Source organism: Microcoleus sp. Pol12A5, from assembly GCF_036701435.1.
GTDB lineage: Bacteria > Cyanobacteriota > Cyanobacteriia > Cyanobacteriales > Microcoleaceae > Microcoleus.
Map to the genome: position 1 here is coordinate 1 of NZ_JAUBQU010000079.1, position 25,255 is coordinate 25,255.

Sequence of the window (25,255 nt, forward strand, 5' to 3'; positions counted from 1 at the left end):
TGGAGGTATCCACCACAACTCTCTACCGCGCTCGGAAAGAAGGCAAACCTTACCAGAAGGGCGCTTGGACTGCCACCGCTATTGGTGAAAATGCTTGGACAGTCATCTACAACCCCTTTAATTCCCACTAACCCTAATCGGAAATAAAACTCATGCTATACGCCTTTGACTGTGACAATTCTTTGTCTTCATTTCCCCACTTCCTAAGCGGAGAAATCATCAACGAGTTAGAAACGATCGCTCTCGATATTCTAGAAATGATTTTAGGCGATCGCTTCCGTTACTGTCCCCAAGTTCCCCTAGAAATCATCTGTTCTCGTCCAGAAACTTTCACCCGTCTTCCCATTGAACTTTGGAAATTTTGGGTGAGTTCCAGAGTCGATATCGCCTTGATGGAACGCGGCTGTGGTGGTAGTCGCAAAGCCAAACTGGTGATAGAATGTCAATCTCATTGGCACGATCGCCCAGAGGTGCAGGAGCGCGATCGCAAAAAAGCCCGACTCCTTGCATCTGTTGGCGTTCCCTTAGTATACCTGCGACAAATCGATCGAGATCGACGCTTCTATCGTTTCTACACTCCCAATGGACAAAAAGAAGTCTGCTACAACTCAATTACCCAACAAGGACGGACAGAACTGGAAGCATTTTTGCAACACTATTCAACACAGTTGACAGTTGACAGTTGACTCTTAGACTATAAATTTTATGTGTAAGTCCTGTAATTAACACAGGACTTACAGACGGCATCTATCCAAATCGAAAATCAATAATCGACAATGGTATTACTCCCACTCGATCGTTCCCGGCGGCTTAGAAGTAATATCGTAAACCACTCGGTTCACCCCCTTAACCTCATTCACAATCCGGTTCGAGATCAGTTCCAACAAATCGTAAGGAACTCGCGCCCAATCAGCTTTTGCCCTGATCTACTGAATACCGTGTCCCACAAATGGAATATGCTGGATGATTACAAATACCGATCGCAACTAGGACAACGGTACAACATGGGTGGGAGTTTTGCGGACAAGCTTTACTTTCTAAAATGTTAAAAACTGTGCATTGCGGACATTTTTTAAATATAAGTTAGTAGCACAATTATCTATCTTTAGCCCTGGGCGCATTAATACCTTTATAACCGAGTTTTTTACCCTTGTTAAAGGCTAATTATGCAGTTTGTTTGTCCATCAAACCCGGTTTCTGGAAACCCGTGCGTCCAGGAATATATCTTCCTTTACAAGGGTGACTTGATTCCGATTTGTGGTATGTTTTCTGGGCGAGGGGATTTTTTAGGACAATGTTCGATATGAAACGTTTAACATTAAAATCAATGCTGGCGGCGGCGATCGCGATCGCCTTTTGTTTAATTGCGATCGCCAGCTACGCCCAAGCCAACAAGACTTTAACACTGGCGACTTCCCCAGACTACCCGCCCTATGAATTTAAAGATACGGCTGTTAGCGGCAACGAAATCATCGGTTTTGACATCGATATTGCCAAATATATTACTAAAAAATTAGGCTACGAACTAAAAGTAATTGGCATGGATTTTAACGGCTTAATTCCCGCTTTGCAGGCGGGAAGAGCCGATTTTGTGATGGCGGGAATGACTCCCACAGCAGAAAGGAAAAAAAATGTTGCTTTTTCTGACCTTTACTACGAAGCTCAAAATACAATTGTCGCCAATAAAGGCAGCAATTTGACGAAAGCTGAAGATTTAGCCGGGAAAAAAGTAGGCGTTCAACTCGGAAGTATTCAGCAGGAAGCTGTGAAAAAAATGGCCGGGGTGCAACTGGTTCCTCTGAATAGGATTCCTGATATCATTCAAGAAATTAAATCGAACCGTCTCGCGGCGGGAGTGATTGAGGATACTGTCGCTACGGGTTATGCCGCAGCGAACCCTGACTTGGAATTTAACACAATTCCGAATACTGAAGAAAGCGGTTCGGCGATCGCCTTTCCGAAAGGTTCGAGATTAGTTCCAGAATTCAACCGAGTCCTCCAGCAAATGAAAGCCAGCGGTCAAATTAAGGAACTAGCTACTAAGTGGTTTTCTCGACCAATTCCGCAAGAACCGGCTCAAGCAAATCAGCCTGCGGTAGCGTCCAAGTTCGGGTTAGATTTTGGCAAAATATTGCCGAGTTTGCCTTATATTTTGTCGGGGATTTGGGTAACGCTAACTTTTACCTTGCTGTCGGCATTTCTCGGATTTATCTGGGGAATCGTGCTGTCTCTGTTTAAGATTTCTAGCATTAAACCGCTGTTTTGGTTTGCCACTGCTTACACCTCAATTTTTCGAGGAACGCCGCTAATTTTGCAGTTGACTTTAGTTTATTTTGCAACGCCGCAGCTTACGGGGTATGATATATCGGCGCTGCAAGCTGGCGTGATTACTTTTTTCCTCAATTCTGGGGCTTATATTTCCGAAACAATTCGTGCGGGAATTCAAGCCGTAGATAAAGGTCAAAAAGAAGCCGCAGAATCCCTTGGCGTTCCCTACAAACTGATGATGGGCGATATTATCTTGCCGCAAGCGTTGAAAAACATCTTGCCTGCCTTGGTGAATGAAAGTATTGCTTTGCTCAAAGATTCAGCTTTAGTTTCAGTAATTGGCGTAGAAGACTTGCTGCGTCGCGCTACAATTGTGGGAGCAGAAAAGTATATTTACTTTGAACCTTTGATATTTGTCGGCGCAATTTATTATTTGATGGTGCTTAGTTTAACTTGGGGGGCAAATGTACTCGAACGCAGACTCCAAACTAGCAGTTAAGGTCGATCGCCTGTATAAATCTTTTGGCAATCTTAAGGTTTTGCGCGAGATAACTACTGAGATTCACAAAGGAGAAGTGATTGCCATTATCGGCCCTTCGGGGTGCGGCAAGTCTACTTTTTTGCGGTGTTTGAATTTACTGGAAATTCCGACTTCTGGACACATATACATTGACGGAGTGGATATTACTTTGCCGAAGGCAGATATTATGAAAATCCGCCAGAAAGTGGGTATGGTTTTTCAGCATTTCCACTTGTTCCCGCACATGACTGTGCTGCAAAATGTGATGTATGCCCCTGTAAAGGTGAAGCAGGTGGCTAAGGATGAGGCGCGTCTGAAGGGGTTAGAATTGCTGGAAAAAGTGGGTTTGTCAGATAAGGCCGAGGTTTATCCTTCTAAGCTTTCGGGGGGACAAAAACAGCGGGTGGCGATCGCCCGCTGTTTGGCTATGGAACCGGAAATTTTGTTGATGGACGAACCGACTTCTGCACTCGATCCAGAAATGGTTAAAGAAGTGTTAGATGTAATGAAAGCTTTGACAAAAACGGGAATTACAATGGCAATTGTAACTCACGAGATGGGTTTTGCGCGGGAAGTCGCCCACCGGATATTGTTTCTGGATGGCGGAAAGGTGGCGGAAGATGTGCCGCCGCAGGAGTTTTTTAGTAACCCGAAGTGCGATCGCGCCAAGCAATTTCTGGAAAAAATGCTTTAATTCAGATAAAGATTAGAGTTTTTAACCGCAGAGGACACAGAGGACACAGAGAGAGTTAGAGGAGAAAGAGAAAGTTGCGGTAGGGTGCGTCTGTTTGAGATGCTCGATCGCCACGGAAAGTATAATAATGTTGATCCGATGATTAACTTGGTAATTCTGTTAGAAAAAGGAGAGAATTCTTTGAATCACCTGGGTATTAAAATCTTTCGGAAAGCGGTCTCTTTCCTGAGCGTGATCGAGAAAGAAAGTCTTGGGATAATAAGCAAGACGGGCTTCCATCTCGCTAATCTTTTCTAATAAGGGTTCGATCCGATCGATTTTGTCGGGATGGCGATGTTGGATGAGAGTCGCAGCATTCCTAAAATGCCGCCCCTCATCCTGCGTGACCAAATGTCCTACGCGAGCAAAGCCCTTCCCATAGTGTTGGTAGAATTCCTTAATATCCCGGTGATAAGACCACACGGAACCCATTTCGTCAAACATTAAACCAACTAGAATGGTGAATTCGTTCTCAATCAGAAACGAGATCGGTTCGAGTTCATGCACCCGACTCTGGTTTTTTTGGTCGATCGCCTCTGGGGACAAACCTGATACCATGTGATAGACCTTACGTAGAGCAACGTAGTGCCGTAATTCGTCTTGCAGCCAAAGTTCGATCGCACTCATGAATTCTAACGAGAACTCCGAACTGCGAGAAAGCAGATGCTCGTAGAGTGGCTGACTGTCTCCCTCAGAGAACACATCTCGGCTCAGGAGATCCATAAATCCAGCTTGAATTGCAGGCGCGACTTCGGGAATTTTCAACTCATCGGCAATAAATTCATCTACACTCCACTCACTGCTAAGAATCGGAATTCCCCGGACATCATGAGTTTGTAATTTCATAGTTTTTCTGATTAGAAGTTAAGTATTCACCAGACGATCGCTCACGATATGCGGAACGATTAAGCAATGTCGTCCGGTGATCGGATTGGTATCTCCGCGCAATACGATGCCAGATGGAGTATCGCCGACAATCCAGGAACCTACGACGAAGTGGTAGCCAAAATATTCGGGCAAGGGTTGATAGGACTGAATAATGAATCCTTCGCGATCGTAGCCCATCGCCTCGCGGGCGTGAACGGCTCCGGCAACAAAATCGCCTGTTTCAATAGAAACCCCAACACCTTCTAGACCGACGAGGGGCTTTTTGACGTGCATTTGGGTCAGTAATGCTGTGGATTCGATCGAGATAGTATCTGTGAAGAAAGTGGGTAGCAAGAATTGAGCGTAAACTGGGTGGTTGCCAAATAATTCCCACATCCACACCATCGATCCTTTATTGCTTAAAATCTGTTTCCACAGCGGTTCAATGATTTTCACGTCCCCTGCTATCAGGCGCGATGCTAGGGCTTCATCTGCGTTAAAGGATTGGCTGGCGAGTTGCAAATCCAGCCAATCGACGATTTTCCACAGCCGCAAGATCCGATTATTGAATTGATCGACAAAAAATCCTTCTTCATCCACGCCCAGATGGTTACGCAATCCTACAAGTTGGGTGAAAAAGCGATCGTTTCCCAATTCTTGATTAATAATTTCGACCAGTTGTCCTGCCATCTCGGTATCTTCTGACAGATGCTCGTCAATTAACAAGCTCAGGCCGAACTGCTTTAAATCATAATGACGACTTAGAGTGCGGAATCGACCCGCAACTTCGTCCCAAAAGTTGTTGAACTGATTGGCATCGTTGGGAAGCGATCGCAAATCTCGGCTTGTTTTTTTCATGTCATCTAACCACAGCCATTGATAGACTGTTTCTGCACCCAAGAGAGGAGTTTCGCCGTTGATTTCTAGAAGGCTAATTTTTCCATCTTCAGTGACGGCAAGATCGAAACGGGTATAAAGAGACATATCTTCTTCTTCGTAAACCCGATCCCACGAAACCTGAATTGCTTCCCAGAAAGCAGGGGGAATAGCGAGTTTTTTCATCCGATTTTCTAGACCATCGGCGGTGAAAAACCAGTCCAAAAATTCCCGACACATATCCCAAAGAGCCTCAGTAGCATCCCAGATCCTCGCCTCTTCCTGGCGCGAAAACATCACCCCAAAGGGACGGTGTAAGGCTTCTGCCCAGTAGCGTTGGTTGATGTCTGCAAGAGGCTGACATTGGTAGGCGTTATCTAATACGTGCTGCTGCCAGTTGCGTCGTCGCTGAAACAAAAAGGGATACATGGTTGAAGGGCCTTGCTAGTGGTGTGGAACTCAAGGATCTACAAAAACAGAGAAAAGAATTAGAGAAAAAATAGTTGTGGGAAGAATCGCCGCTCAAAAATGCTTGCATCACTTGCCTCCGCTTCCTAAAGGAGCCGTGGAGCGGACAGCATTACCAAAGCTCCCTCGTCCCTTGATAGTTCCCCGAGCTGCGTGGCCTGGGGGGCGATTTGGGGTGTCGCGACTGGGGGAAAAGTAGGGAGAATCTAGCGGTATGCCTGGTAGGGGACGAGTAATCAGGGTTCTATCTGGAGTTACAATTCCGATGTGGGAGCGGTAAACGGGTTGCACTGGATAAACCGTGTAGGAGCCGCCGTTGACGCCGTTGACCACTGTTGCAGGGGCATCATCATCGACATCATCGGTGAAATAGAAGCCGCCGAAGTCTGGTCGCCATCCGGGGGTAGCAACGCTGGAATTCGATACCTGCGAGCAAATGCTTGCTGTGTCTTCTTGGCATTCTGGCTGCGTGCGATACACGGGCGTAATGCGTTCGTATTCCTGCATTGCGTACCGGAACTGGGCCTGACACTGCTCTTTTGTGAACCCGTTGCTTTGGTTCGTCGCATCTACAATACATTGCTGTTCGGATTCGTAGAAGCGTACTTCGTTGGGTTGGTGCAACATGGTATAAGCAAGATAGCCTAATCCGCCGATCGCCAGTACACCTGATGTAATTAGAAGGTAACGAATTGTTGTCGTTCGATTGTTGTTATGAGTCATGGCTAACCGGAGGTTAGAGTTATTATTTCAAAGAACCTGTAATGTGATGAATTTGCTGCCACTGAGATGATTGGATTTACACGGTCAGCCACAGTTCAAGTAATTTACCTCAGTCTGTGAGTTGGAACTCAGGACTTCGATTATAGCTTTTACTACATTGCCCGATTCAGGGTTTCCTCGAACGCCGCAAATTATATTCCTCAAATATTTGATTTCAAATTCGCCTTTTTTGACTGCGCTGATTTCGCTGGCGATCGAGCTTTGCCAAAGCAGCACCCGAAACATCCGCCAGAATGCTAATTATCCGATACAAAGCCACGGCACTCAGAATTATACCCGTAGAAAAGCGATCGGACAGCAGGGCGATCGCCGTTGCTTCAAATACTCCCATTCCCCCCGGTGCACCCGGTACGACTAAACCGACAACAAACGCAAAACAAAAAGCACCGAACAAGTTAGGAATATTGCTAAAGTTCACCGGAGTTAAAGCCATTACCGTTAGCAAAAAACCGCAGCCCCGCAATCCGATAAAACACATTTGTCCGATTAACGGCACTAAAGGATAGCGTTTAATTGGCAAATTTATTTTGTGTCGGGACTTGACATTCGATGTTTTTTTAGCTAGATTGGAGGTAGACTCTGTAAGCAAATTTAGTTGCTTCTCCGCAGCCTCCCCAGCCTTTGAATTTTCCCCATTGTTCTTGGATAACTTCAACCGCTCTACAAAGAGAACGATCGGATTTAAAATGCGGGGATGAATCGCCGTTAAAATAGCAGCACAACCGACAATCCGCAAAAACCAATTGAATTTGTCAAAACAAATCAACCCAATCAAAACGCCCGCCGAAGCCATCAGCAGCGGTTCCAGTAACACGCTGAGAGTAGCAGCTTTCGGGAAAATACCTGCCTTTTTCGCGTCCAATATTCGACCCCAAAAATGCCAAATATTCCCCGGTAAATACTTGGCAATATTAGTTTTGAGAAAAACTTGAATCGCCCACGCCGCAGTTACAGGTTGGCGGAATTCCCGCAAAATCAACATCCACACCCAGCCGACAAAAATTAGAGAAAATAAAGTGACGCCGAGGGCGATCGCCAGCAACGGAAAACTTTCGGCTCGAATTTGGATATTCGCGACTTCTCGCCAGTGAGTTAAAAAAGCTTTGGCAATAAATAAAAACGTCCCGCCCAAAATCAAATAGCGCAAATAAGGCTTTAAATGCGACTTCGCTATGTTCAAAAAATTATGAATTCGATGCAAGTGTGGTTTTCCCATTTTCCGATCCCGATTTTGAATTTGGGATTAAGTTATACTGTTTTAGATTTTATATTTAAGATGGGCAAAGGCGGAATTGTGGTTGATTTACACGGCACGATATGATGGAATAAATCTGTTTAACCTAACCTGTGCAGACCTCTACAGACTGTGCGTAATGCCCGCTTTACAGACTATTTAGGGCGTTTTTAACCACAAACTTAAATTTAAAATCTAAAATTTAGATCGATATACCTCGCTAGGAGTACATTTCTATGCCCGGCCCGAGCCCTGACGGTCTTTCCTATCTTTTAGATGATAGCCCCAATAGTTTCGCTTTGACTCCGGGCTTTTTGACTCCTTATCCTAACGGATTTTTTGCCCTCGGCGGCAACGATTTTATTGTTGGTTCGTCGGATGCCGAAATAATTAGCGGTGATAATGGTAACGATCGCATTCTCGGCGGCAGCAATTCCGATACGCTGTTAGGGGGTGCGGACAACGATGTACTTAACGGCGGTGTCAGCAGCGACATCCTGTTTGGCGATGGCGGCAGCGATACCTTGCAAGGAGGCAAGGGAGGAGACGCCCTCAACGGTGGCGACGGCAGCGACGTTTTAGTGGGCGATGGGGGCAAAGATACGCTGACAGGGGGTTTGGGCCCAGATACCTTTGTCCTCCGCAGCGACTCCGCAGTCTCCGATCCGGCTGCTGCTGACGTTATTACTGACTTTAACAGTTTTGTGGATTCGATCGGCCTGACTGACAACCTTACCGAAGCTGACTTGATTCTCGAAGAAATATCGATCGCCCGCGGTATTTCCAATACATTAATTAAAATTCGCCAATCCAATGCTATTTTAGGCTTGGTAGCCAACGCATCTCCACAAGACCTCGCCGATACATTCATCTCTGCAACTACCGTATTGGGCAACCAACTGGATCAAGCTCGCGATTTAGGGGTTTTGGGCGACACTCAAACGATCGCAGATTCAGTTAGCAACGCCCGGCCAGACGGCCTTTACCGCTTTACTTTGCCTGCAACTAGCGACTTTAAATTAACTGTCAGCGGTTTGACGGCGGATGTTGACGTTGCTGTGATTAAAGATATTAATGGCGACAATTCTATTGACTTCACCGACATTATTGCTTCTTCTCAAGAAGTGGATTTATCGCCGGAGTCGATCGACATCAACGGTTTAGGCGCAGGAACTTACTTTGTCCGAGTTTATCAATACCAAGGCAGTACAAATTTCTCCCTCAATCTGTCTGCAAATCCTACAACTGTTTTTACTAACAATGCGAGCAACTTGCAGGGTTTTGACTCTCGTTTTGGGTTCGGTTTGGTGAATGCAGCAGCGGCAGTTGCTAAAGCTCAAGGTACTGCAACTTTTCCTGATGTTCCCGACTTGGGCGGCGACGAGTGGGGCAGAGATTTAATTAAAGCTCCAGAGGTTTGGGCCCGGGGCTTGACTGGAGACGGAATTGTGGTGGCAGTTATCGACAGCGGAGTTGACTACAATCACCCGGATTTGACGGGGAATATTTGGAGCAATGCGGGGGAAACCGGTGTTGATGCGATCGGTCGCAATAAAGCTAGCAACGGGGTTGATGATGACAACAATGGCTTTGTTGACGATTTCCGGGGATGGGATTTTGTCAACAACGATAATGACCCGATGGATGATAACAATCACGGCACTCATATATCGGGTTTAGTTGCTGCGAAAAAAGATGGGGTTGGGATTACTGGAACGGCTCCGACTGCGAAGATTATGCCTGTGAAAATACTTGATGGGGCAGGGGTGGGTAAAATTCGGGATGAAATTAATGCGATTAATTATGCGGTGGCAAATGGAGCAAAGATAATAAATGTGAGTTTGGGCGGTCTACAGTTGAATGCTCAAGAATTGGATGCGATTCGAGCGGCCGAAGCTCAAGGGGCGATCGTGATTTCGGCGGCAGGAAATGATGCTCGCCCACAAGTAGATTATCCGGCTCGGTTTGCCAATGAGGTAGGAATTGCTGTCGGTGGTGTTACCCGAAATGGCTTGTTTGCGGATTATTCTAACCGGGCGGGTGCGGAGACTATTAATTATTTTGTTGCTCCGGGCGGCGACGGTGGGACGACGGATTCTGGTGACGTTTATTCAACTGTGCCGCTTTCTCAACCGGGGATTCCCTATCGATATTTTGCGGGTACTTCAATGGGAGTGCCACAAGTATCCGGCGTGATAGCTTTGATGTTGCAAGCTAATCCGAGTCTGACTCCTGGTGATATTAAGAGGGTTCTTGCGGAAACTGCGAATCGAGCGGTTTGAATTGGATTTGGTGCGATCTCCAATCCTCAATCTTCTACCAATTATTAAAAGCGAACCGTAGGGACACCGCAATGCCGTGTCATACTCCCCGCCCCGGACACGGAATGCCGTGTCCCTACTTTTGGGAATTGGTATTAAAAATTGGCAGCGTAAGTTAAGTCAAATTGGCGGCACAGGGTGATGCAGCAGTAGCTTGGTCGATCGAATACTAATTCGTAATTCATCTGGCCGTCTATTTTTGTGATCGGCTGCTTTAAGGGGATGCCCTGAATGTCGTATTGGCGGCGTTCTAAGGCACTCCAGTCGATAATTTTAATGTCGATTTGGTTCTGCAACTCAGTTGCGATCAGATATAGGTGCATCTTGTCTTGAACTTTCCCAGTCAGGGGAACTTTTATTAACACTGACTGGGTGACGAGAGGTTTTTGGTCGTTGGGATGCTTCTGGGTGTGGCAGCTTTTGAGTTCTATATCGTAAGGTTCTACCTTGAATTTCTCTCCACTGGCGATCGCAGATGAGTGCAAATCTTTCAGGCACTTTTCTAGGTGAGGAATCAGTCCTAAGTCGGGATCGCACAGCAGTTTACGAATGTTGGAGGTTTCAGTGACTGTCATTTGAGATTTTTGATGTTATTTTTGATTCTTAACTTTTAGCTTATCACGAAAAGCAAATCTATCGAACTCTACTTGCGACATACCTTCCAAAAATGCCGTTTATGGTCAGTATGTCGCAGTGAATAAGACATTTATTTTTTGGCAGCAAACCCGTGTTTTTTGCCTTAATGTTTGAGATTATTTTTTGGTAATTTTCCACAGATTAAGCTCGACATTAGTGTCAGCCGGATCGATTTGATAGTTTTGTTGCTGAATTGCCGAGCGCAAAGTAGAGGACGGTCTGTATAAAAACAACTCACTGAAACCGCCGGGAATTTGCGGGGGTTGGGGTTTTTTCTTTAGCAATTCTCGATTTTTGTAGCAAGAAGTGTAACAGTGGGGTTCTATTAGCAGTTTGACTTTGGGTTCTAGGTAATAACTTAAAGGCATGATATATGCGATATTGGCATCGCTGATAATTAGCGGATTGCTGGCTTGATTGACATTCGCGGCTACTTCCAAGGCACCCAACCAACCGCTGCCTTTATTCCACCAAATATCTGCTTGAGAACTAACTCCACCGGATATAATACCTGCGGACAAAACTGCAACTATAACGATTTTCCACAGTTTTGGCTGTTTTAACTTCTCCAAATTGTGACTAATTTTTGCAGACAGCAGGTAAGCCACTGCTAGCTGAATTCCCACATAACAAGGAACTAAATATCGCGGATTTCCCGATCGCCTTCCACCCTTGATTAGATCGGGTACTGCTAAAAACAAAGCAGTTGTTGCAATTAATAACAATACAATCAACCACACTCGCTTTGGTGTTTTTCGGAATAGATAATAAAGGGCATAGCCGACCAAAGCTAAAATCATGATACCAACTGGAATTAGCAAAGCTAGTTGTGTGGCGTTGGCAGTTCCATCAATGCCAATATCAAAAAATGCTATGCTGATAGAACCAACCCACCGGCTGACTAATCTTAAGTAATTTGTTTGTTCTGCCCATGCTGTTGTGCTTCTAACTTGATTGAAGTTTTCTACAGTATGTACCAGGGAAGGCATGAAGCCGATCAAAGCGATTAAAGATGCTACATAATAGGAAATGAATGTTTTTATATCGCGCCAGTTGGCAATAACTGCGACGTAGATAGCGTGGGCGGCAGCGACGCAGACAAATAACAAGTGTGTGTAAAATCCCAGTGTTGCTGTGCCTGCATAAAGCGCCCAGGAAAGAACGAGGGCGACAGCATTTTGAGTTGAATCAGGGCGCATTGCTCGCAGCAAGGCTGCACTGGATAAAATAGTAGTTACTGTCCACAAACTGTACTGTCTCGCTTCTTGGGCAAATAGGATGTGGTAGGGAGAAATTGCGAAAATTGCGATCGCCATCCACGCTACGGCTGAAGATTCAAATAACTCCCAAGCCAGCCAATAAGTTGCGGGAAATACTAGCAGGCTAATCACGGCGGCCAAACTTCTCATTGCTGCAACAGAACTGCCGAACCATTGCGCCCAATACCGCGCTAGTACGTAATACAGCGGCGGGTGTTGGGGGTCTTCTGTTGCTAAAGAATTCAGGGTATCCCTTACAGTTTTTTCTGAATTTATCTGCTGATACTTTTGTAAATCCGCAGGCGAGGTTATTTTCTGGTACGAAATTTGTTTGATTATTTCGGCTTCGGTGTAGCCGGAAACTCTCAAAGAAGTATATGTTTCGTCGATCCAGTAAAATTTGCGATCGAGATTGGCGAATCGAAATAAAATGCCTATGACTAATACGGCTATAATTAAAAATCGCAGCCACTTGTCAAGTGGAGGGTTGTGAGAATTTAGTCGATCGCGATCTTTCGTATATTCCATTTTATAACTAGCTAATCTCGCACAAATTTTTTCTGTTACCCCAGCCGTAAGGTGCGCCTAGCGCACCTTACCAACTTAACAGCCAGAGAGAGGACTTCAGTCCTCACTGCCAACAAAGGAATGATTAATCATCGATTCCTTCAATCGGCGCAAAACCCTGCCGCTGAATATTTTCAGTTATCGTGCGGGGTTCGAGGAATTGCAGCAAATAATCCGGGCCACCTGCTTTAGAACCAACTCCCGAAAGTTTGAATCCTCCGAAGGGTTGCCGCGATACCACAGCGCCGGTAATTCCGCGATTGATGTACAGATTTCCGACTTCAAAATCGGATGCGGCTCGATCGATATGCGAAGGCGTGCGAGAATACAATCCGCCGGTTAAAGCAAAATTCGTACCGTTAGCAATAACAATCGCTTCGCTGAAATTTTTTGCCCGAATCACCGACAAAACTGGGCCGAAAATTTCTTCTTGGGCGAGAGTTGCTGTCGGCGATACTTCCGTAACAATGACTGGGCCGACAAAATAACCGGTTTCCGGTGCCGGCATTTCTAAAGCTATCTTAGCTTCAGCGCGACCTTTTTCGATGTATTCGCGGATGCGCGAGTGGGCATTTGCATCGATCACAGGGCCGACTTGAGTGCCGGGATTTTCTGCTGGGCCGACATTGAGCGATCGCGTCGCTTCTACCAATCTTGCCACAAAATTATCGTACACAGATTCGACCACAATTACTCGCGAACAAGCGGAACATTTTTGGCCGCTGTATCCAAATGCCGAATAAACTACGCCTGCAACTGCTTGGTCTAAATCCGCACTTTCATCGACAATAATTGCATTCTTGCCGCCCATTTCAGCAATTACTCGTTTCAGGTGTTTTTGTCCAGGCTGCAAAATCGCAGCATCGGCATAAATCTGACAGCCCACTTCCTGAGAACCGGTGAAAGTAATCATGTGAACATCGGGATGTTTCACCATGTAAGCGCCGACGGTTGAACCTTTGCAAGGCACGTATTGAAATACCCCTTTGGGGATTCCCGCTTCGAGCAAAATTTCTGTGATTTTTGCTGCAATTACTGAGGAAACTTCCGCAGGTTTGAGCAAAGTACAATTACCTGCCACCAGCGATGCAACTGTCATGCCAACGGGAATTGCTAGGGGAAAATTCCAAGGTGAAATGATTAAAGAAATGCCGCGCGGCTGATAGCTATAGCGGTTAGTTTCTCCGGGGATGTCGTAATTTTTCCCTTGTTCTAACCGTTCCATTTCGTCGGCGTAGTAGCGGCAAAAATCAATAGCTTCGGAGACTTCGGCATCGCATTCTCTGACGGGTTTTCCGACTTCAAACACCATCCAAGCTGACAGTTCGTGCCGCCGCTGTTCCATCAACTCAGCGGCTTTGCGGAGGACGCCGGCGCGCTGGCGAACGGGGGTTCTCCGCCAACTGGTGGAGGCTGATTTTGCTGCTTCCAGGGCTTGTTTGGCCTGTTCTTCTGAAAGCAATCCGATGGTGCCAACTACTTCTGTGGGATTGGAAGGGTTGAGAGAATTAACTGTTGCTTCAGTATTTTGGTACTCGCCATTGATAAGCGGTAAATAGGTTTTACCTAAGTTGGCGCGCACTGATTTGATGGCTGTTTCTGCTTGTTGCCGCAATTTGGTATTGGCGTAGTCTGTATCGGCAACGTTGGGAAATACTTTGCTGTAAACTAGCTGGTCATTTCCATTAGCAACGGGCGCGGCTAACAATTGTTCGATCGGCATTTCTTCGGAACTTTGCCGGATGAAAGAACTGTTGGCGGTATTTTCCAGCAAACGGCGGATCAAATAAGCCATTCCCGGCAGCAAATCGCCGTAGGGGCAGTAGACTCGGACGCGATAACCCCGATCGACCAAAAGCTTAGCCAATTTGTCGCCCATGCCATACAGCACTTGCATTTCAAAGCGGCGGCGCGGTATATTGAGAGTTTCGGCAATGGCGATCGCCCTCGCTTGCGATCGTACATTATGACTGCCAATAGCTGCATACAAATATTCGTGATTTTCTAGCAGCAACTGCGTCATCTGCTCGAAATTAGCATCGGTAGCAACTTTGTCATTGTAGACCGGCTGCGGCCAATCTTTCTGCATCGCTTTGATAGTTTCCTGATCCCAGTAAGCGCCTTTTACCAGACGCACTGTTACCGGATTTCCGCGTTTTTTTGCCCAGGAGATCAGGTTTCGCAAATCTTGGGAACTGTCGCGCAAATATGCTTGCAATGTAATTCCAATATCCGTGCGACTGCGAAACTCTTCTTCTAACAATAAGTCTTTGAGAATGCTCAGAGTTAAACTTTTGTAAGCATATTGTTCCATATCGAAATGAACGGCCGCTCCCAATTCCTTCGCGCGGCGCAGTAAAATGCGAATTCTCTCGCTTACTTTCTCCTCGCTACCTTTAGCATCCAAAGGGTCAAACTGAGAATAAAAAGCTGTTAATTTTACGGATACTTGCACTCGCGGCAAAGTTTCATCATCAGCTTTATCAATTGCATCTACTTGCGGCCAATTCTTCGCTGCCTTAGCCAGTTCCTCCATCAATTCCAAATAGCGGTTAAGATAAATTTGCGCCTCCGCTTCAGTAATGACAGCTTCCCCCAAAAGGTCAACTGTAAAACCCATTTTATCTTTGCGAAGTCGCTCTAAGGTTTTAATTACCTGCTTGATATTTTCCCCAGAAATATACTTGTGTGCCAAAGTTTCCACAGCAGGCGCAACCGTCGTCGCCGCCAATTGACCCGGAACTGAATCAGGGCTAGCAAAGTTGAGCAATTTTTTCAAGGCTTCGGGCAATTCAACCTCTTGGGCGGTCAGATATTCTTGCAGATGGCGGGCAATTTCCGGCCTGCTGCGGAGGGCCGGCAAACAGTCAATAAATCGAAACAACTGCACCCGCAGTCCTGGGCTAGCCATCGCCCAATCCATCAGTTTGTCATCCCAGCGCATTTGGTCTTGGAGTTGGCCAAAAAACGATCGCTTTTTCTCTTGAGTTGCCCGCAGGATTTCTTTGGCAATTTCTTGAGTTTTTGCTTCATAGATGCTTGGAGATACTTGTGCGACCATTGGTAATTAGTAATGGGTAATTTGTAATTCGCAACCAGGGCGGGTTTATGTATTGGGTAACTACCCCCTGATACAATTGTACTTGCTATTTGACTTCAATTCTAACACCGTAGTTTGCTTGGCGGTCGCCGGAAATTTCAATAGTATAATCGCCGCTGCTGGCTAGTTGACCTTGCCACTGACTGGTACTATTTGCAGTACCTATTTTTTCACCGTTAGGAGCAATAATTGCTGCACTAACTTGACCTTGTTGAACATTTATTGTCATGCTTTGGCCGCTATTGCACTCCAGTAAATAGCGCTTGGATATGTTGGCTCGCAAACTACTGTTTAGAGTAGTTCCCGTAGCACCAGCTTGAAAGTACACTCGCTCGGTTACAGGGGTTTCAACCACAGCGGGAGAAGGAGAAGGAGAAGGCAACGGCGACGGCGACGGCGAAGCAATTTGCGGAACCCCTGACAGAGATGGTATTTGAGTGGGATTGGGCGACGGTTGGCGATCGGCGGGCCGTGCCGGGCCGGGTGCTGGGGGAAGTCCGGGCAGGCGGTTGGCGGGCGCTGCTGGGACAGGGGGAGGGCTTTCGGGAAGGGGTACGTCAGCGGGTAGTTTGATTTGAAGGTTCGCTCTTTCCTGATACATTCTCCACCCTAGCAAACTGCCGAGACTCAGGACTGAACCGACCAAAATTCCGCTGAGAAAAACTGCTAAGATTTGCCAAGAGCGGGCTGGTTTTGGATCGGAGTTGGCAGTTGGAATTGTTGGAGTCGGATAACTTGGAAGTTGAGTGGTTTCCGGGGCGCTATCGGCGGTAAGTGGAATTGTTTCGGCCTCATCGATTGGGGCTGAAATATCTTCGGGCGCGGCAATTTCGGCGGGAGTTTCTGCTGATGCGGAAGTTGAATCTGTCCTGTCAATTTCACTGCGATCTAACTCATCGCTAGCAGTGGAAATTGTTTCCGGTTGCTGAGTAAAAATTTGTTTTTTTTCCTGTTCGTCGCTCATGGGGCTAAATTTATTTTACAAAGACCGCTTTTAGACATTTTACGTTACTGGTGCGATCGCCTGCACTGCACCAATACGGCAAGGCCCTTGACAAAATGCCGTCCCTGTCGAGCGAGAAATCTATCGGCTGCGGCGATCGCAATTTACCCATTTTCCGTAAATATTGAGTACAAATTGCGATCGCAAATTACTGCTGGGTTCAATTATTAGGCAAAGACTGCCAAAAAGGCCGATCTTCAGGCTTCCTCACAGTATTCGTCGCCGACTGCACGTTTCCTTTCAATTCTTGATAATATCTGTCATCCAGAAAACTAACGCTGACGCCAGCAGGAAGCAGCAGTTGGCGCAATCTTTCCTGAGTGTAATCTACACCCTCAATCATTGGCCCGCGCGGATTTGAAACTAACAACTTGCCGTTAACTGGCACCGAATTGACCATATTAGGCCACCAAGCATAGCCGCTGTAGCCAAACATCACCGGAACTTGAATAATTTGGTCGTCTCGGAGTAAAAATTCTCTTTTCAGCTTCTCTATAATCGGATTAAGTTTCTGATTTTGCAAATAGAGATTGTGTTGAATTAAAGCGCGATTTTGCAAAGCGGCGCTGACAGTTGTTTGAGTGCTCAAACCGCGATTGACCGTCACATCACCGTAACCTCTTCCCTGCAATTCTTCCAACAGCTTAACTCCGGCTTCGGGACTGGCGATCGCCATTACATATTGTCCGGGAGTTTGAGTGGGAATAAAATTGATAATTTCATCGACTTGGCGAGTCAAAAGCCAAGAAGTATCAAGATCCACTGGTGGCCCTTGAATTCGCTGAGCTTGAATAAAATCAAGTACCTCTGGATTAAAACTAGCATTTCCCGAATTCCCGTAATAAACTCGACCCATTGGGTGTCCGGGAATCGGCGGTGTCACCTGCAAATTGCCGTAGCCCTCAGACCACTGACTTACAGGGTCTAAAGAACGAGGATTGCCAATTTTAACTACTTTCAAATCCCGGTCTTGAGTTGATTTAAGAGGCGGGTTTTTCTCTGGATCGCTATTGCTTTTTAGGGCTACATTAAACAGGCGTAGATCCGATTTTTCTGGCAATTGAACGTAGCCGTTTTTCTGGGTATCTTGCATCCAAGTGCGATCGCCATGGAGAATTTTTACTTGAGCGCCCGTGGGTTCTACTGCTTCTTTTAATTGCGAGATAAATTCGCTGTTTACCGAGCCTCTGTCGCTGACTTGAACTTCGGTTACTGGTGCTGTATTTGGCGCTATCATCCAAGGACTAACGCCCATTTGGATTGTTGTGGAGGCGATTTCTTGACCGTTGTTTTGGGCAGTTGCTTTGAGATTTACAGTGCCGTTCCAATTGCGATCGGCAAATTGTTTGGCTTCGACACCTAAAACAATATTCGTGCTAAAAATAAGAGGTTTAGCACCGGATATATCTACAGGTTGCCAGCCGTCGCCCGTCTTCTGGAAAACTCTGATGTGAGGGCTAGCTATGCTGTCAGCCGTGATAAATAACTGAGAGGTTTTGAAGTTTTCAGACAGTGTTAAGTTAACTTGAGAAAGCATTGCTGCACGGCGGGGAGCGCTAACTTTGGTTTGTTTCCAAGTCGGTATCTTGCCGCGATCGTTATTGCGATCGTTAAATAAAATTAGCGCGCCCTTCGACAAAGACCATTGTTCTTTTCCGGCTTCGTCTTGCTCGTTAATTTGGCCATCTCTGTTAGTATCTCCCGCAAAGAAAAAGTTCGGCGACGACGCGGCGGGTGTAACTGGGGCGGGAGTTGGTGTTGCAGTTGATTCAGGAGTTGGTTGAGAAGTTGCTTGTTGATTTCTCTCTAGTTCTTGCCTTTCAAGTTCTTGTCTTTCCAGTTCTTGTCGGGCTAACTCTTGCCTTTCAAGTTCTTGTCTTTCCAGTTCTTGTCGGGCTAACTCTTGCTTTTCAAGTTCTTGCCCTTCCAGTTCTTTTCTGGCTGCTTCTTGCCTTTCAACTTCTTTCCTGGCTAACTCTTGCCTTTGGAATTCTTGCCTTTCAAGTTCTTTACGGGCTAATTCTTGCTTTTCCAACTCTTGCCTTTCAAGTTCTTTACGGGCTAATTCTTGCCTTTCCAGCTCTTTCCTGGCTAATTCTTGCCTTTGGAATTCTTGTCTTTCTAGTTCTTTTCTAGCCCGGTCTTTTTTTTCTTGCTCTTTTCTCTCTATTTCTCGACGAGCAAATTCTTTTTTCTCTTGCTCTTTGCGGGCTCGCTCTCTTATCTCTTCTTCCTCGGCTCTAACTTTCTCCACAGAACGTGCAACTTGCATTTCATAGGTAGCGACACTGAGATTTCCTTGATATTCGATGGTTTTGTCGATCGCCCCATCGGCCAAAAAAGAATCGTGAGGAATGAGTCGCAACGTATTGATAGCCAACTCCCACAGCCGCTGGGACTGTTCCCAAGTAGCAGAAGAAGGATTAGAAGTGCGTCCAATTAAGACTGCTTGGGCGGCTAATTTAGCAGCATCATCCCAATTATATTTGGCTCTTTCTTCTATTTGAATCTGACTCTGAACGTTTTGAAGTTGCTGCGTCAGAGTTTGAGATTGCTGGCGGTGGATTGCTGACTTCCAAAGTTCTGCCGGAAACGGGGTGCTGTCGGGAGTGTTCGCAAGGTTATCTAATTGTACTTTCAGGCGATCGCGCAATTTATAGAGTTCGGGGAGGGATTGCGGAGTTTCGCCCTCTGACTGTCGCGCAGAGAGTGCGAGTTGGTAGTTTAGGGAAGGTTGAGCCACTGTTGTGGGGACTGCAATCCAAATAATACCGATGACGACACCGAAACCATTGACGATCGCGATCGCAATATATCGAACCCAGCGCATATAGTTTATCCTCAGACACGCCAATAATTTTACCTAATCTTGGGAGCAATGGGGGATTTAATTATAAGATTTGTAGGATGGGTTTGGGGGAGCTGCTTTTTTTCATGTCGAAGGACGGTTAACTCGAATCAATTTACCGTTCAAAGTATCGACCGTAGAAATAGCATCATTAATTCGCGTCGCCAGCCTTTCAAAATTTGGGTCTTCCGTGCAAACAACAATACCACTATGGTCAGAGTTTTGAATGTGTAATCGCATGAAATGACGGCGATTGCGCGTTAAAACTGTTCGGGAATTGCTCGCAGCAAAAGCTAACACATCTTCGTCAGGAATTTGAAGATTTGCATTCCCTGCTTCCCTCGCTGTTAATACATCATGACCCAAAGCCCGCAGTAATTCTACCACTGCTAGCGGGAAGTTTTCATCTGTGTAAAAACGTGCCAACTTTTAATAAACCTCGCTTTCTTCCATAACTTCATCGTTTTCTCTAATTGCCTGTTCAATTTCCTCTGGGTAAGCATCAGCATAAGCCCACGCATTTACCAAGTCAGCGGCGGTTAGATCGGGAAAGGATTCTAGGATGATACCATCGGAAGCACCTAAACGTCGATCGCACACCAGTGACCAAACTGGTATGCGAGTATTACCGATACAAGCATCGCCTCCGCACACACCAGGAGTTTTTTTAATGCCTAGAGAACCGTTGGTTAAAGTTTGAGTTAGAATGCTGATTAGTTTAGCTTTATCAACCGCATTTAATGTTGAGATTTGAGTTTCTAATTCTTGTATAGTCATAAGTGCGATCGCTCGGATTTGATATTAGTTAGATTATAGCAAATTCGCGCCATGTTTTAGGCTTCCGCGTTTCTAGCGAGCGCAGTTTCAATCTCCTCTGGGTGTGCCTCAGCAGAAGCCCAAGCCTTCGCCAAATCTGGTGTACTCAAATGAGGAAATTCTTGCAAAATTCGCACATTATTTGCATCCAGAAGGCTAGCACACCAATGACCAAACTGGTATCCGAGTGCCGATACAAGCATGGCCGGAGCACACTGCGGGAGCTTTTTTAATGCCTAGATAATGGAGTGTAACTTAAATAGGTCGTCAAAGAAGTTTTCCACAGTTCGTTTTGCCTTTGCATCATCCAAAAACTCATAACCACCAAACCTGTATAATTCATAGCCTGCAAGTCTTAAGCGTCTATCTTCTGCAACCATTTCTGCATAGAGTTTAGGGCTGGCTTTGCCATTTTCGGAATAGTGTTGCTTCCCATCTATTTCAATTACAATATTCTTTCGGTAAGGAAGAAGAAGCAGGAAATCCATTCTTTCTCGGCTTAATCGTTTTTCATCTTTGAGCTGTTTCGATGTATAGGGGTCATAATGCAAGTACACTTGAGGAATTAGTGCTGGTAGTTTTTCTTTCAATTTTTCCCAAAAATAGCTGTAGTACGTGTCAAGTAAAATCTTTTCTGGGTGATTGTCCCCCAGAGAAATTTTGAGTCGATGGAACAGGTGATTACGCTGGTCAGTACGTGTCAGATTATGTAGTTCTTCTTCGTCTCGCCACCAGTCTACTAACTCTTCCCATAGAAGCCCTTTTTCCAAAAGTGGTCTATCATATATGAGACAGTATTCTTGATTTTTGACAATCTTAATCTCATTCCTGATTGCATCACCTAAGACAATTTCATGCTTAGGTCCATTTGCCGCGAATATCAGGTTTTTTGCCTCATTGCTAACACCCTGCACTGAACATTGTAGTCTTGCTATGATTTCTTGATATTCGTCGTAAATTAATTGCTTTGTCTCTCTATCTGTTTCCTCAAAGTATGAAAGAGGATACTTTTTGAATACGCCTTTTATAATTTTAGCTTGATCTAGCGGGCTTGCCTCTTCAAGTATGCGCATGAACGTTTCTCTTGTAGTGCCATATATATGATCTTCTACGTTAATCTCCAAGTCGCAGCAGTAAGGATAAAACTCGCGGAGTTTTTGGTAAGAAAAGTCACGCATATCCCCATCATAATCAACTTCAATGTAATCATGTACAAGCCTGTATATATCTGATTTCTTGAGCATACTTATTCAATTATTTAGCCACTACAACCATCTATACATCCTACAACCCAATCTCCTATGAAGTCAACACAAAAGTTTACAGCAATTATTGAACGAGAAGGTGACGGATATATATCCCTTTGCCCAGAACTTGATATTGCCAGCCAAGGTGACAATATAGAAGAAGCCCGACGAAATCTCATCGAAGCGTTGGAACTATTTTTTGAGACAGCCGATCCTTCGGAAGTCAAGAATCGGCTGCATACAAACTATTAGCTTATAAGACTCGGCGATTTCAATCGCTTAAGAGTCAAACGAAGTCCCTCTCGCTTGAGACAGAAGAATATTGATATCAAAACAAAACCCCAACAAAAACCCGGTTTCTACAAGAAACCGGGTTTAATCATCCGCGTTAATCTGCCTTAATCTGCGGTTGCAAAATCCTACAACTGCTTCACCTCAGAAACCAATTTGGCAACCACATCCTTAGCGCTACCAAACAACATCATCGTCTTATCCTTGTAAAACAACTCGTTATCAACACCCGAAAAACCAGCACTCATCCCGCGCTTAATCACGATCGTATGCTTAGCCTTATCAACCTCCAAAATCGGCATCCCGTAAATCGGGCTCGCCGTATCGTGACGCGCCGCCGGATTCACCACATCATTCGCACCAATCACCAACGCCACATCCGTTTCTTCAAACTGCGGATTGATGTCGTCCATATCGTACAACTGCGGATAAGGCACGTTTGCTTCCGCCAACAGCACATTCATATGCCCCGGCATCCGCCCAGCCACCGGGTGAATCGCGTATTTCACGTCAACACCCATTTTTTCCAAACCGTCGGCTAACTCGCGCACCGCGTGCTGTGCTTGCGCTACAGCCATTCCGTAACCCGGAATAATTACAACCGATCGCGCATAACCCAACATCATCGCACTTTCTTCGAGATTGATGCTGCGAACAGTTTTATCGATCGCACCAGCAGCCCCAGCAGCAGCCCCAGCACTACCGCCACCGCTACCAAACGCGCTAAACAGCACACTACCCAAGGATCGATTCATCGCCTTGCACATGATTTGCGTCAAAATAATCCCCGACGCGCCCACCAATGCACCGGCGATAATCAGCATATTGTTCATCAAAATGAACCCAGCCACACTCGCCGCAATCCCCGAATAAGAGTTAAGCAGCGACACTACCACCGGCATATCGCCGCCCCCAATCGGTAGCACAAACATGATTCCCAGAATATTGGAAATCGCCACCAAAGCCAGGAATACCGGCACATTCTCCGGGTTAAACAGCATATAACCGCTGCCGGCTAAAAGTGCGATCGCCAGCATGGCATTAAACGGCTGTTGCAGCGGAAACGTCATCGGCGCACCCGGTAGCAATTCTTGCAGTTTCGCAAACGCCACAAGGCTACCAGTGAAAGTAATTCCGCCAATCAACACACCCAAAAGGATCGTGATTGTCGCGTCTGGAGTTGGCGATTCCGGGATGCTGAGATAGCGCCAGAATTCACCCACAGCAACGAGTGCAGAAGCCGCGCCCCCGAAACCGTTAAGCAAACCCACCATCTGCGGCATATCCGTCATCGCCACAGTATTCGCCATAATTGTTCCCAAAATGGAACCGACGATAATTCCGACAGCAATCAATTCGTAGCTGACTACTTGCTTTTCCAGCAACGTACCGACGATCGCAATTAACATCCCGATCGCAGCTAACACATTACCTTGACGGGCAGTTGCAGGGGAACCCAACTGTTTCAAACCGATAATAAACAAAGATGCGGCAACTAAATAACCTAGTTGAATGCCACTGGGCAGAAAATCGCTCACGCTTTAACCTCTTTTTTCTTGAACATTTGCAGCATTCGATCGGTTACTAAGAAACCGCCGACAACGTTAATTGTGGCCAGGGCGATCGCGATCGTCCCCAAAATCGAAGTAACAGTCACATTGCCTTGGCCAGAAATCAGAATTGCACCTAAAACCGCAATTCCCGAAATCGCATTGGAACCCGACATCAAAGGTGTGTGCAGCGTCGGCGGGACTTTATTAATTACTTCAAATCCCACAAACGACGCCAGAGTAAACACCACTAAACCTGCAATCAATCCTTCTGCCATGACAATTGGTAATTGGTAATTGGTAATTGGTGTGAAATTAACGCTAAAGTCCTTTAGATCTCTCGTTTGTTGCCGAGTCTCGATCCCCCTAAATCCCCCTTAAGAAGGGAGACTTTGAATACTTCTTGTTCCCCCCTTCTTAAGGGGGGCTAGGGGGGATCTGACCCTAGTCACCAAACAAAAAAAGCCTTTTTTGGAGATATTTAATCAGTTCTTCAGTCCTCTTAAGAGGACTTTAGCTTTGAGGCAGGGATTTCAACCCTTGCCGGACTTTGAGTCATAACGACAGACAGAATCTAACTTACGGCTGAAGCCTGAGCTGCCAAAGCATCGCGAACTCGCTGATTGCTAATCTCACCATCGCGGGCGACGCAAGCACCAGCAATGATATCGTCTTCAAAATTCAAATTGAGTTCCTTATCTTTCACCATCAACTGAAGTAAAGCCGAGATATTCTTCGAGTAAGTTTCGCTAGCGTGTACGGGCATCGACGAGGGCACATTAATCGGGCCGATGACATTAACGCCGTTCCATTCAACATCTTTCCCCGCTTCAGAACATTCGCAATTGCCGCCTTGTTCCGCCGCGAGGTCAACAATTACCGATCCGGGCTTCATTTGAGAAACCATTTCTCTAGTAACTAAAATAGGTGCTTTTCTGCCAGGAACCTGAGCCGTTGTAATAACTGCATCGGAAGCGCTGACGTGTTGGGTGAGCACTTGGCGGGTGTATTCTTTGGCGGCTTCTGATAATTCTTTAGCGTAACCTCCGGCGGCGACGGTTTCTTCCTTGAGTTCGACATCAAGGAATTTAGCGCCCAAACTTTGCACTTGTTCTTTTGTTTCCGGGCGGATGTCGAAGGCTTCGACTACCGCACCCAAGCGGCGCGCCGTGGCGATCGCCTGCAAGCCAGCAACGCCCACACCCATTACCAATACTTTCGCAGGGCGAATTGTACCCGCCGCCGTTGTCAGCATCGGAAAATACTTTGGCAAAGCTGCGGCTGCGATCAGTACCGCTTTGTAACCGGCGACGTTACCCTGAGATGACAGCGCATCCATGCTTTGAGCGCGGCTGGTGCGCGGGATCATTTCCATGCTGAAGGCCGTTACTTTGCGATCGGCTAAACGCTGCACTAAAGCTGGATCTCCCAGAGGATTCAAAAATCCGATGAAAACTCCTCCTTCTCGAAGTTGAGGAACTTCTGATTCTTGCAGGGCCCCGATTTTCACGACGACATCGGCTTCGCCCCACAGCCTAGCGGTATCGGCGACAACCTGAGCTCCCGCTTCTTCGTAAGCAAGATCCGAGAAAAAGGATTTTGCCCCCGCACCGGCCTCAACCCAAACTTCGACGCCCTGTTTGACTAATCGGGCTACAGCGTCGGGTACTAAAGCCACCCGGCGTTCCCCTGCTGCTATTTCTTTTGCGATCGCTAATTTCATGAACTCTCCTTATTTAAGCCTTCCTAGGACGGTTGAAACCGCGCCTACACACACAAAACCTGCCTCCGCAGGTTTCTTGAAGTGCGATTTTTAATCGCCCGATGCCTTGCTTTACATTGAAGCAGCCGTTCCCCTAAACTTCTCT

21 protein-coding genes and 1 pseudogene are annotated in these 25,255 nt (G+C 46.2%); 5 read left to right on the forward strand and 17 right to left on the reverse strand.

From position 1 onward, the window contains the following. Window positions 1–152 precede the first annotated feature (152 nt). Window positions 153–686 carry a DUF2726 domain-containing protein gene (locus tag QUA45_RS19495; protein WP_333221893.1) on the forward strand — a complete coding sequence of 178 codons (534 nt, stop codon included), beginning with the start codon at window positions 153–155 and terminating at the stop codon, window positions 684–686. Between the two features lie 96 nt (window positions 687–782). Here the strand turns inward: QUA45_RS19495 and QUA45_RS19500 are convergent. Then, window positions 783–914, reverse strand: a pseudogene (locus tag QUA45_RS19500) (GMP synthase (glutamine-hydrolyzing)); the annotation flags it as partial. Window positions 915–1,303: 389 nt separating this feature from the next. On the opposite strand from QUA45_RS19500, the gene QUA45_RS19505 reads away from it, so the two are divergent. After that, entirely contained in the window at window positions 1,304–2,767 is a 1,464-nt protein-coding gene (locus QUA45_RS19505) for an ABC transporter substrate-binding protein/permease (protein WP_333221894.1), read from the forward strand. Then, entirely contained in the window at window positions 2,733–3,482 is a 750-nt protein-coding gene (locus tag QUA45_RS19510) for an amino acid ABC transporter ATP-binding protein (protein WP_333221895.1), read from the forward strand. The genes QUA45_RS19505 and QUA45_RS19510 overlap by 35 nt, the downstream gene beginning before the upstream one ends. Before the next feature lie 159 nt (window positions 3,483–3,641). Here the strand turns inward: QUA45_RS19510 and QUA45_RS19515 are convergent, their stop codons facing one another. The 4 genes from QUA45_RS19515 to QUA45_RS19530 form a co-directional block, all read right to left on the reverse strand. Next, complete coding sequence (locus tag QUA45_RS19515; RefSeq protein ID WP_333221896.1) at window positions 3,642–4,367, reverse strand: hypothetical protein; 726 nt, start codon at window positions 4,365–4,367, stop codon at window positions 3,642–3,644. A gap of 18 nt (window positions 4,368–4,385) precedes the next feature. Further along, the gene (locus QUA45_RS19520; protein ID WP_333221897.1) at window positions 4,386–5,693 is read right to left on the reverse strand and encodes a glutathionylspermidine synthase family protein; all 1,308 of its coding nucleotides are present in this window, start codon (window positions 5,691–5,693) and stop codon (window positions 4,386–4,388) included. Window positions 5,694–5,801: 108 nt separating this feature from the next. Further along, window positions 5,802–6,455, reverse strand: coding sequence for a DUF1190 domain-containing protein (locus QUA45_RS19525; RefSeq protein ID WP_333221898.1), 654 nt, complete (start codon window positions 6,453–6,455; stop codon window positions 5,802–5,804). 214 nt (window positions 6,456–6,669) lie between these two features. Beyond that, window positions 6,670–7,731, reverse strand: a complete 1,062-nt coding sequence (locus QUA45_RS19530) for a lysylphosphatidylglycerol synthase domain-containing protein (RefSeq protein WP_333221899.1) — start codon at window positions 7,729–7,731, stop codon at window positions 6,670–6,672. Window positions 7,732–7,985: 254 nt separating this feature from the next. Between QUA45_RS19530 and QUA45_RS19535 the strand changes: the two genes are divergently transcribed. Further along, on the forward strand, window positions 7,986–10,031 hold the full coding sequence (locus QUA45_RS19535; protein ID WP_333221900.1) for a S8 family serine peptidase: 2,046 nt from the start codon (window positions 7,986–7,988) through the stop codon (window positions 10,029–10,031). A 134-nt stretch (window positions 10,032–10,165) separates the two neighbouring features. On the opposite strand, the gene QUA45_RS19540 is transcribed toward QUA45_RS19535, so the two are convergent. The 9 genes from QUA45_RS19540 to QUA45_RS19580 all read right to left on the reverse strand — a co-directional run bounded on the left by QUA45_RS19540 (window position 10,166) and on the right by QUA45_RS19580 (window position 21,543). Next, a complete protein-coding gene (locus QUA45_RS19540) occupies window positions 10,166–10,645 on the reverse strand; it encodes a hypothetical protein (RefSeq protein WP_333098060.1) in 480 nt (159 codons plus the stop codon). 177 nt (window positions 10,646–10,822) lie between these two features. After that, entirely contained in the window at window positions 10,823–12,493 is a 1,671-nt protein-coding gene (locus QUA45_RS19545; protein WP_333221901.1) for a glycosyltransferase family 39 protein, read from the reverse strand. Between the two features lie 124 nt (window positions 12,494–12,617). Then, the gene (gene pruA, locus QUA45_RS19550) at window positions 12,618–15,593 is read right to left on the reverse strand and encodes an L-glutamate gamma-semialdehyde dehydrogenase (protein ID WP_333221902.1); all 2,976 of its coding nucleotides are present in this window, start codon (window positions 15,591–15,593) and stop codon (window positions 12,618–12,620) included. An 85-nt stretch (window positions 15,594–15,678) separates the two neighbouring features. Further along, entirely contained in the window at window positions 15,679–16,596 is a 918-nt protein-coding gene (locus QUA45_RS19555; RefSeq protein ID WP_333098055.1) for a hypothetical protein, read from the reverse strand. Window positions 16,597–16,795: 199 nt separating this feature from the next. After that, window positions 16,796–19,465, reverse strand: coding sequence for a protein-arginine deiminase family protein (locus QUA45_RS19560; RefSeq protein ID WP_333221903.1), 2,670 nt, complete (start codon window positions 19,463–19,465; stop codon window positions 16,796–16,798). A 102-nt stretch (window positions 19,466–19,567) separates the two neighbouring features. Then, entirely contained in the window at window positions 19,568–19,909 is a 342-nt protein-coding gene (locus QUA45_RS19565) for a DUF5615 family PIN-like protein (protein ID WP_333098051.1), read from the reverse strand. A 3-nt stretch (window positions 19,910–19,912) separates the two neighbouring features. Continuing rightward, the gene (locus QUA45_RS19570) at window positions 19,913–20,260 is read right to left on the reverse strand and encodes a DUF433 domain-containing protein (RefSeq protein WP_333098049.1); all 348 of its coding nucleotides are present in this window, start codon (window positions 20,258–20,260) and stop codon (window positions 19,913–19,915) included. 56 nt (window positions 20,261–20,316) lie between these two features. Further along, window positions 20,317–20,502 carry a hypothetical protein gene (locus QUA45_RS19575; protein ID WP_333098047.1) on the reverse strand — a complete coding sequence of 62 codons (186 nt, stop codon included), beginning with the start codon at window positions 20,500–20,502 and terminating at the stop codon, window positions 20,317–20,319. A gap of 33 nt (window positions 20,503–20,535) precedes the next feature. Next, entirely contained in the window at window positions 20,536–21,543 is a 1,008-nt protein-coding gene (locus QUA45_RS19580; RefSeq protein WP_333098045.1) for a hypothetical protein, read from the reverse strand. 57 nt (window positions 21,544–21,600) lie between these two features. Here QUA45_RS19580 and QUA45_RS19585 point away from each other — a divergent pair, with 57 nt between their 5' ends. Next, complete coding sequence (locus QUA45_RS19585; protein WP_333098043.1) at window positions 21,601–21,798, forward strand: type II toxin-antitoxin system HicB family antitoxin; 198 nt, start codon at window positions 21,601–21,603, stop codon at window positions 21,796–21,798. Between the two features lie 167 nt (window positions 21,799–21,965). Here the strand turns inward: QUA45_RS19585 and QUA45_RS19590 are convergent, their stop codons facing one another. The 3 genes from QUA45_RS19590 to QUA45_RS19600 form a co-directional block, all read right to left on the reverse strand. Beyond that, complete coding sequence (locus QUA45_RS19590; RefSeq protein ID WP_333221904.1) at window positions 21,966–23,375, reverse strand: NAD(P)(+) transhydrogenase (Re/Si-specific) subunit beta; 1,410 nt, start codon at window positions 23,373–23,375, stop codon at window positions 21,966–21,968. Continuing rightward, a complete protein-coding gene (locus QUA45_RS19595) occupies window positions 23,372–23,665 on the reverse strand; it encodes an NAD(P) transhydrogenase subunit alpha (RefSeq protein ID WP_006633295.1) in 294 nt (97 codons plus the stop codon). Before QUA45_RS19595 ends, QUA45_RS19590 begins: the two co-directional genes overlap by 4 nt. Window positions 23,666–23,961: 296 nt before the next feature. Further along, window positions 23,962–25,110, reverse strand: a complete 1,149-nt coding sequence (locus QUA45_RS19600) for a Re/Si-specific NAD(P)(+) transhydrogenase subunit alpha (protein ID WP_333098039.1) — start codon at window positions 25,108–25,110, stop codon at window positions 23,962–23,964. Window positions 25,111–25,255 lie beyond the last annotated feature (145 nt).

What these genes read in the sequence shown, in the direction of transcription:
- pruA (WP_333221902.1), bottom strand. Translation starts at nt 15,593, where the DNA reads ATGGTCGCACAAGTATCTCCAAGCATCTATGAAGCAAAAACTCAAGAA.
- QUA45_RS19510 (WP_333221895.1), top strand. Translation starts at nt 2,733, where the DNA reads ATGTACTCGAACGCAGACTCCAAACTAGCAGTTAAGGTCGATCGCCTG.
- QUA45_RS19540 (WP_333098060.1), bottom strand. Translation starts at nt 10,645, where the DNA reads ATGACAGTCACTGAAACCTCCAACATTCGTAAACTGCTGTGCGATCCC.
- QUA45_RS19580 (WP_333098045.1), bottom strand. Translation starts at nt 21,543, where the DNA reads ATGCTCAAGAAATCAGATATATACAGGCTTGTACATGATTACATTGAA.
- QUA45_RS19530 (WP_333221899.1), bottom strand. Translation starts at nt 7,731, where the DNA reads ATGGGAAAACCACACTTGCATCGAATTCATAATTTTTTGAACATAGCG.
- QUA45_RS19515 (WP_333221896.1), bottom strand. Translation starts at nt 4,367, where the DNA reads ATGAAATTACAAACTCATGATGTCCGGGGAATTCCGATTCTTAGCAGT.
- QUA45_RS19520 (WP_333221897.1), bottom strand. Translation starts at nt 5,693, where the DNA reads ATGTATCCCTTTTTGTTTCAGCGACGACGCAACTGGCAGCAGCACGTA.
- QUA45_RS19575 (WP_333098047.1), bottom strand. Translation starts at nt 20,502, where the DNA reads ATGCTTGTATCGGCACTCGGATACCAGTTTGGTCATTGGTGTGCTAGC.
- QUA45_RS19495 (WP_333221893.1), top strand. Translation starts at nt 153, where the DNA reads ATGCTATACGCCTTTGACTGTGACAATTCTTTGTCTTCATTTCCCCAC.
- QUA45_RS19505 (WP_333221894.1), top strand. Translation starts at nt 1,304, where the DNA reads ATGAAACGTTTAACATTAAAATCAATGCTGGCGGCGGCGATCGCGATC.
- QUA45_RS19545 (WP_333221901.1), bottom strand. Translation starts at nt 12,493, where the DNA reads ATGGAATATACGAAAGATCGCGATCGACTAAATTCTCACAACCCTCCA.
- QUA45_RS19555 (WP_333098055.1), bottom strand. Translation starts at nt 16,596, where the DNA reads ATGAGCGACGAACAGGAAAAAAAACAAATTTTTACTCAGCAACCGGAA.
- QUA45_RS19595 (WP_006633295.1), bottom strand. Translation starts at nt 23,665, where the DNA reads ATGGCAGAAGGATTGATTGCAGGTTTAGTGGTGTTTACTCTGGCGTCG.
- QUA45_RS19535 (WP_333221900.1), top strand. Translation starts at nt 7,986, where the DNA reads ATGCCCGGCCCGAGCCCTGACGGTCTTTCCTATCTTTTAGATGATAGC.
- QUA45_RS19560 (WP_333221903.1), bottom strand. Translation starts at nt 19,465, where the DNA reads ATGCGCTGGGTTCGATATATTGCGATCGCGATCGTCAATGGTTTCGGT.
- QUA45_RS19600 (WP_333098039.1), bottom strand. Translation starts at nt 25,110, where the DNA reads ATGAAATTAGCGATCGCAAAAGAAATAGCAGCAGGGGAACGCCGGGTG.
- QUA45_RS19525 (WP_333221898.1), bottom strand. Translation starts at nt 6,455, where the DNA reads ATGACTCATAACAACAATCGAACGACAACAATTCGTTACCTTCTAATT.
- QUA45_RS19585 (WP_333098043.1), top strand. Translation starts at nt 21,601, where the DNA reads ATGAAGTCAACACAAAAGTTTACAGCAATTATTGAACGAGAAGGTGAC.
- QUA45_RS19570 (WP_333098049.1), bottom strand. Translation starts at nt 20,260, where the DNA reads ATGACTATACAAGAATTAGAAACTCAAATCTCAACATTAAATGCGGTT.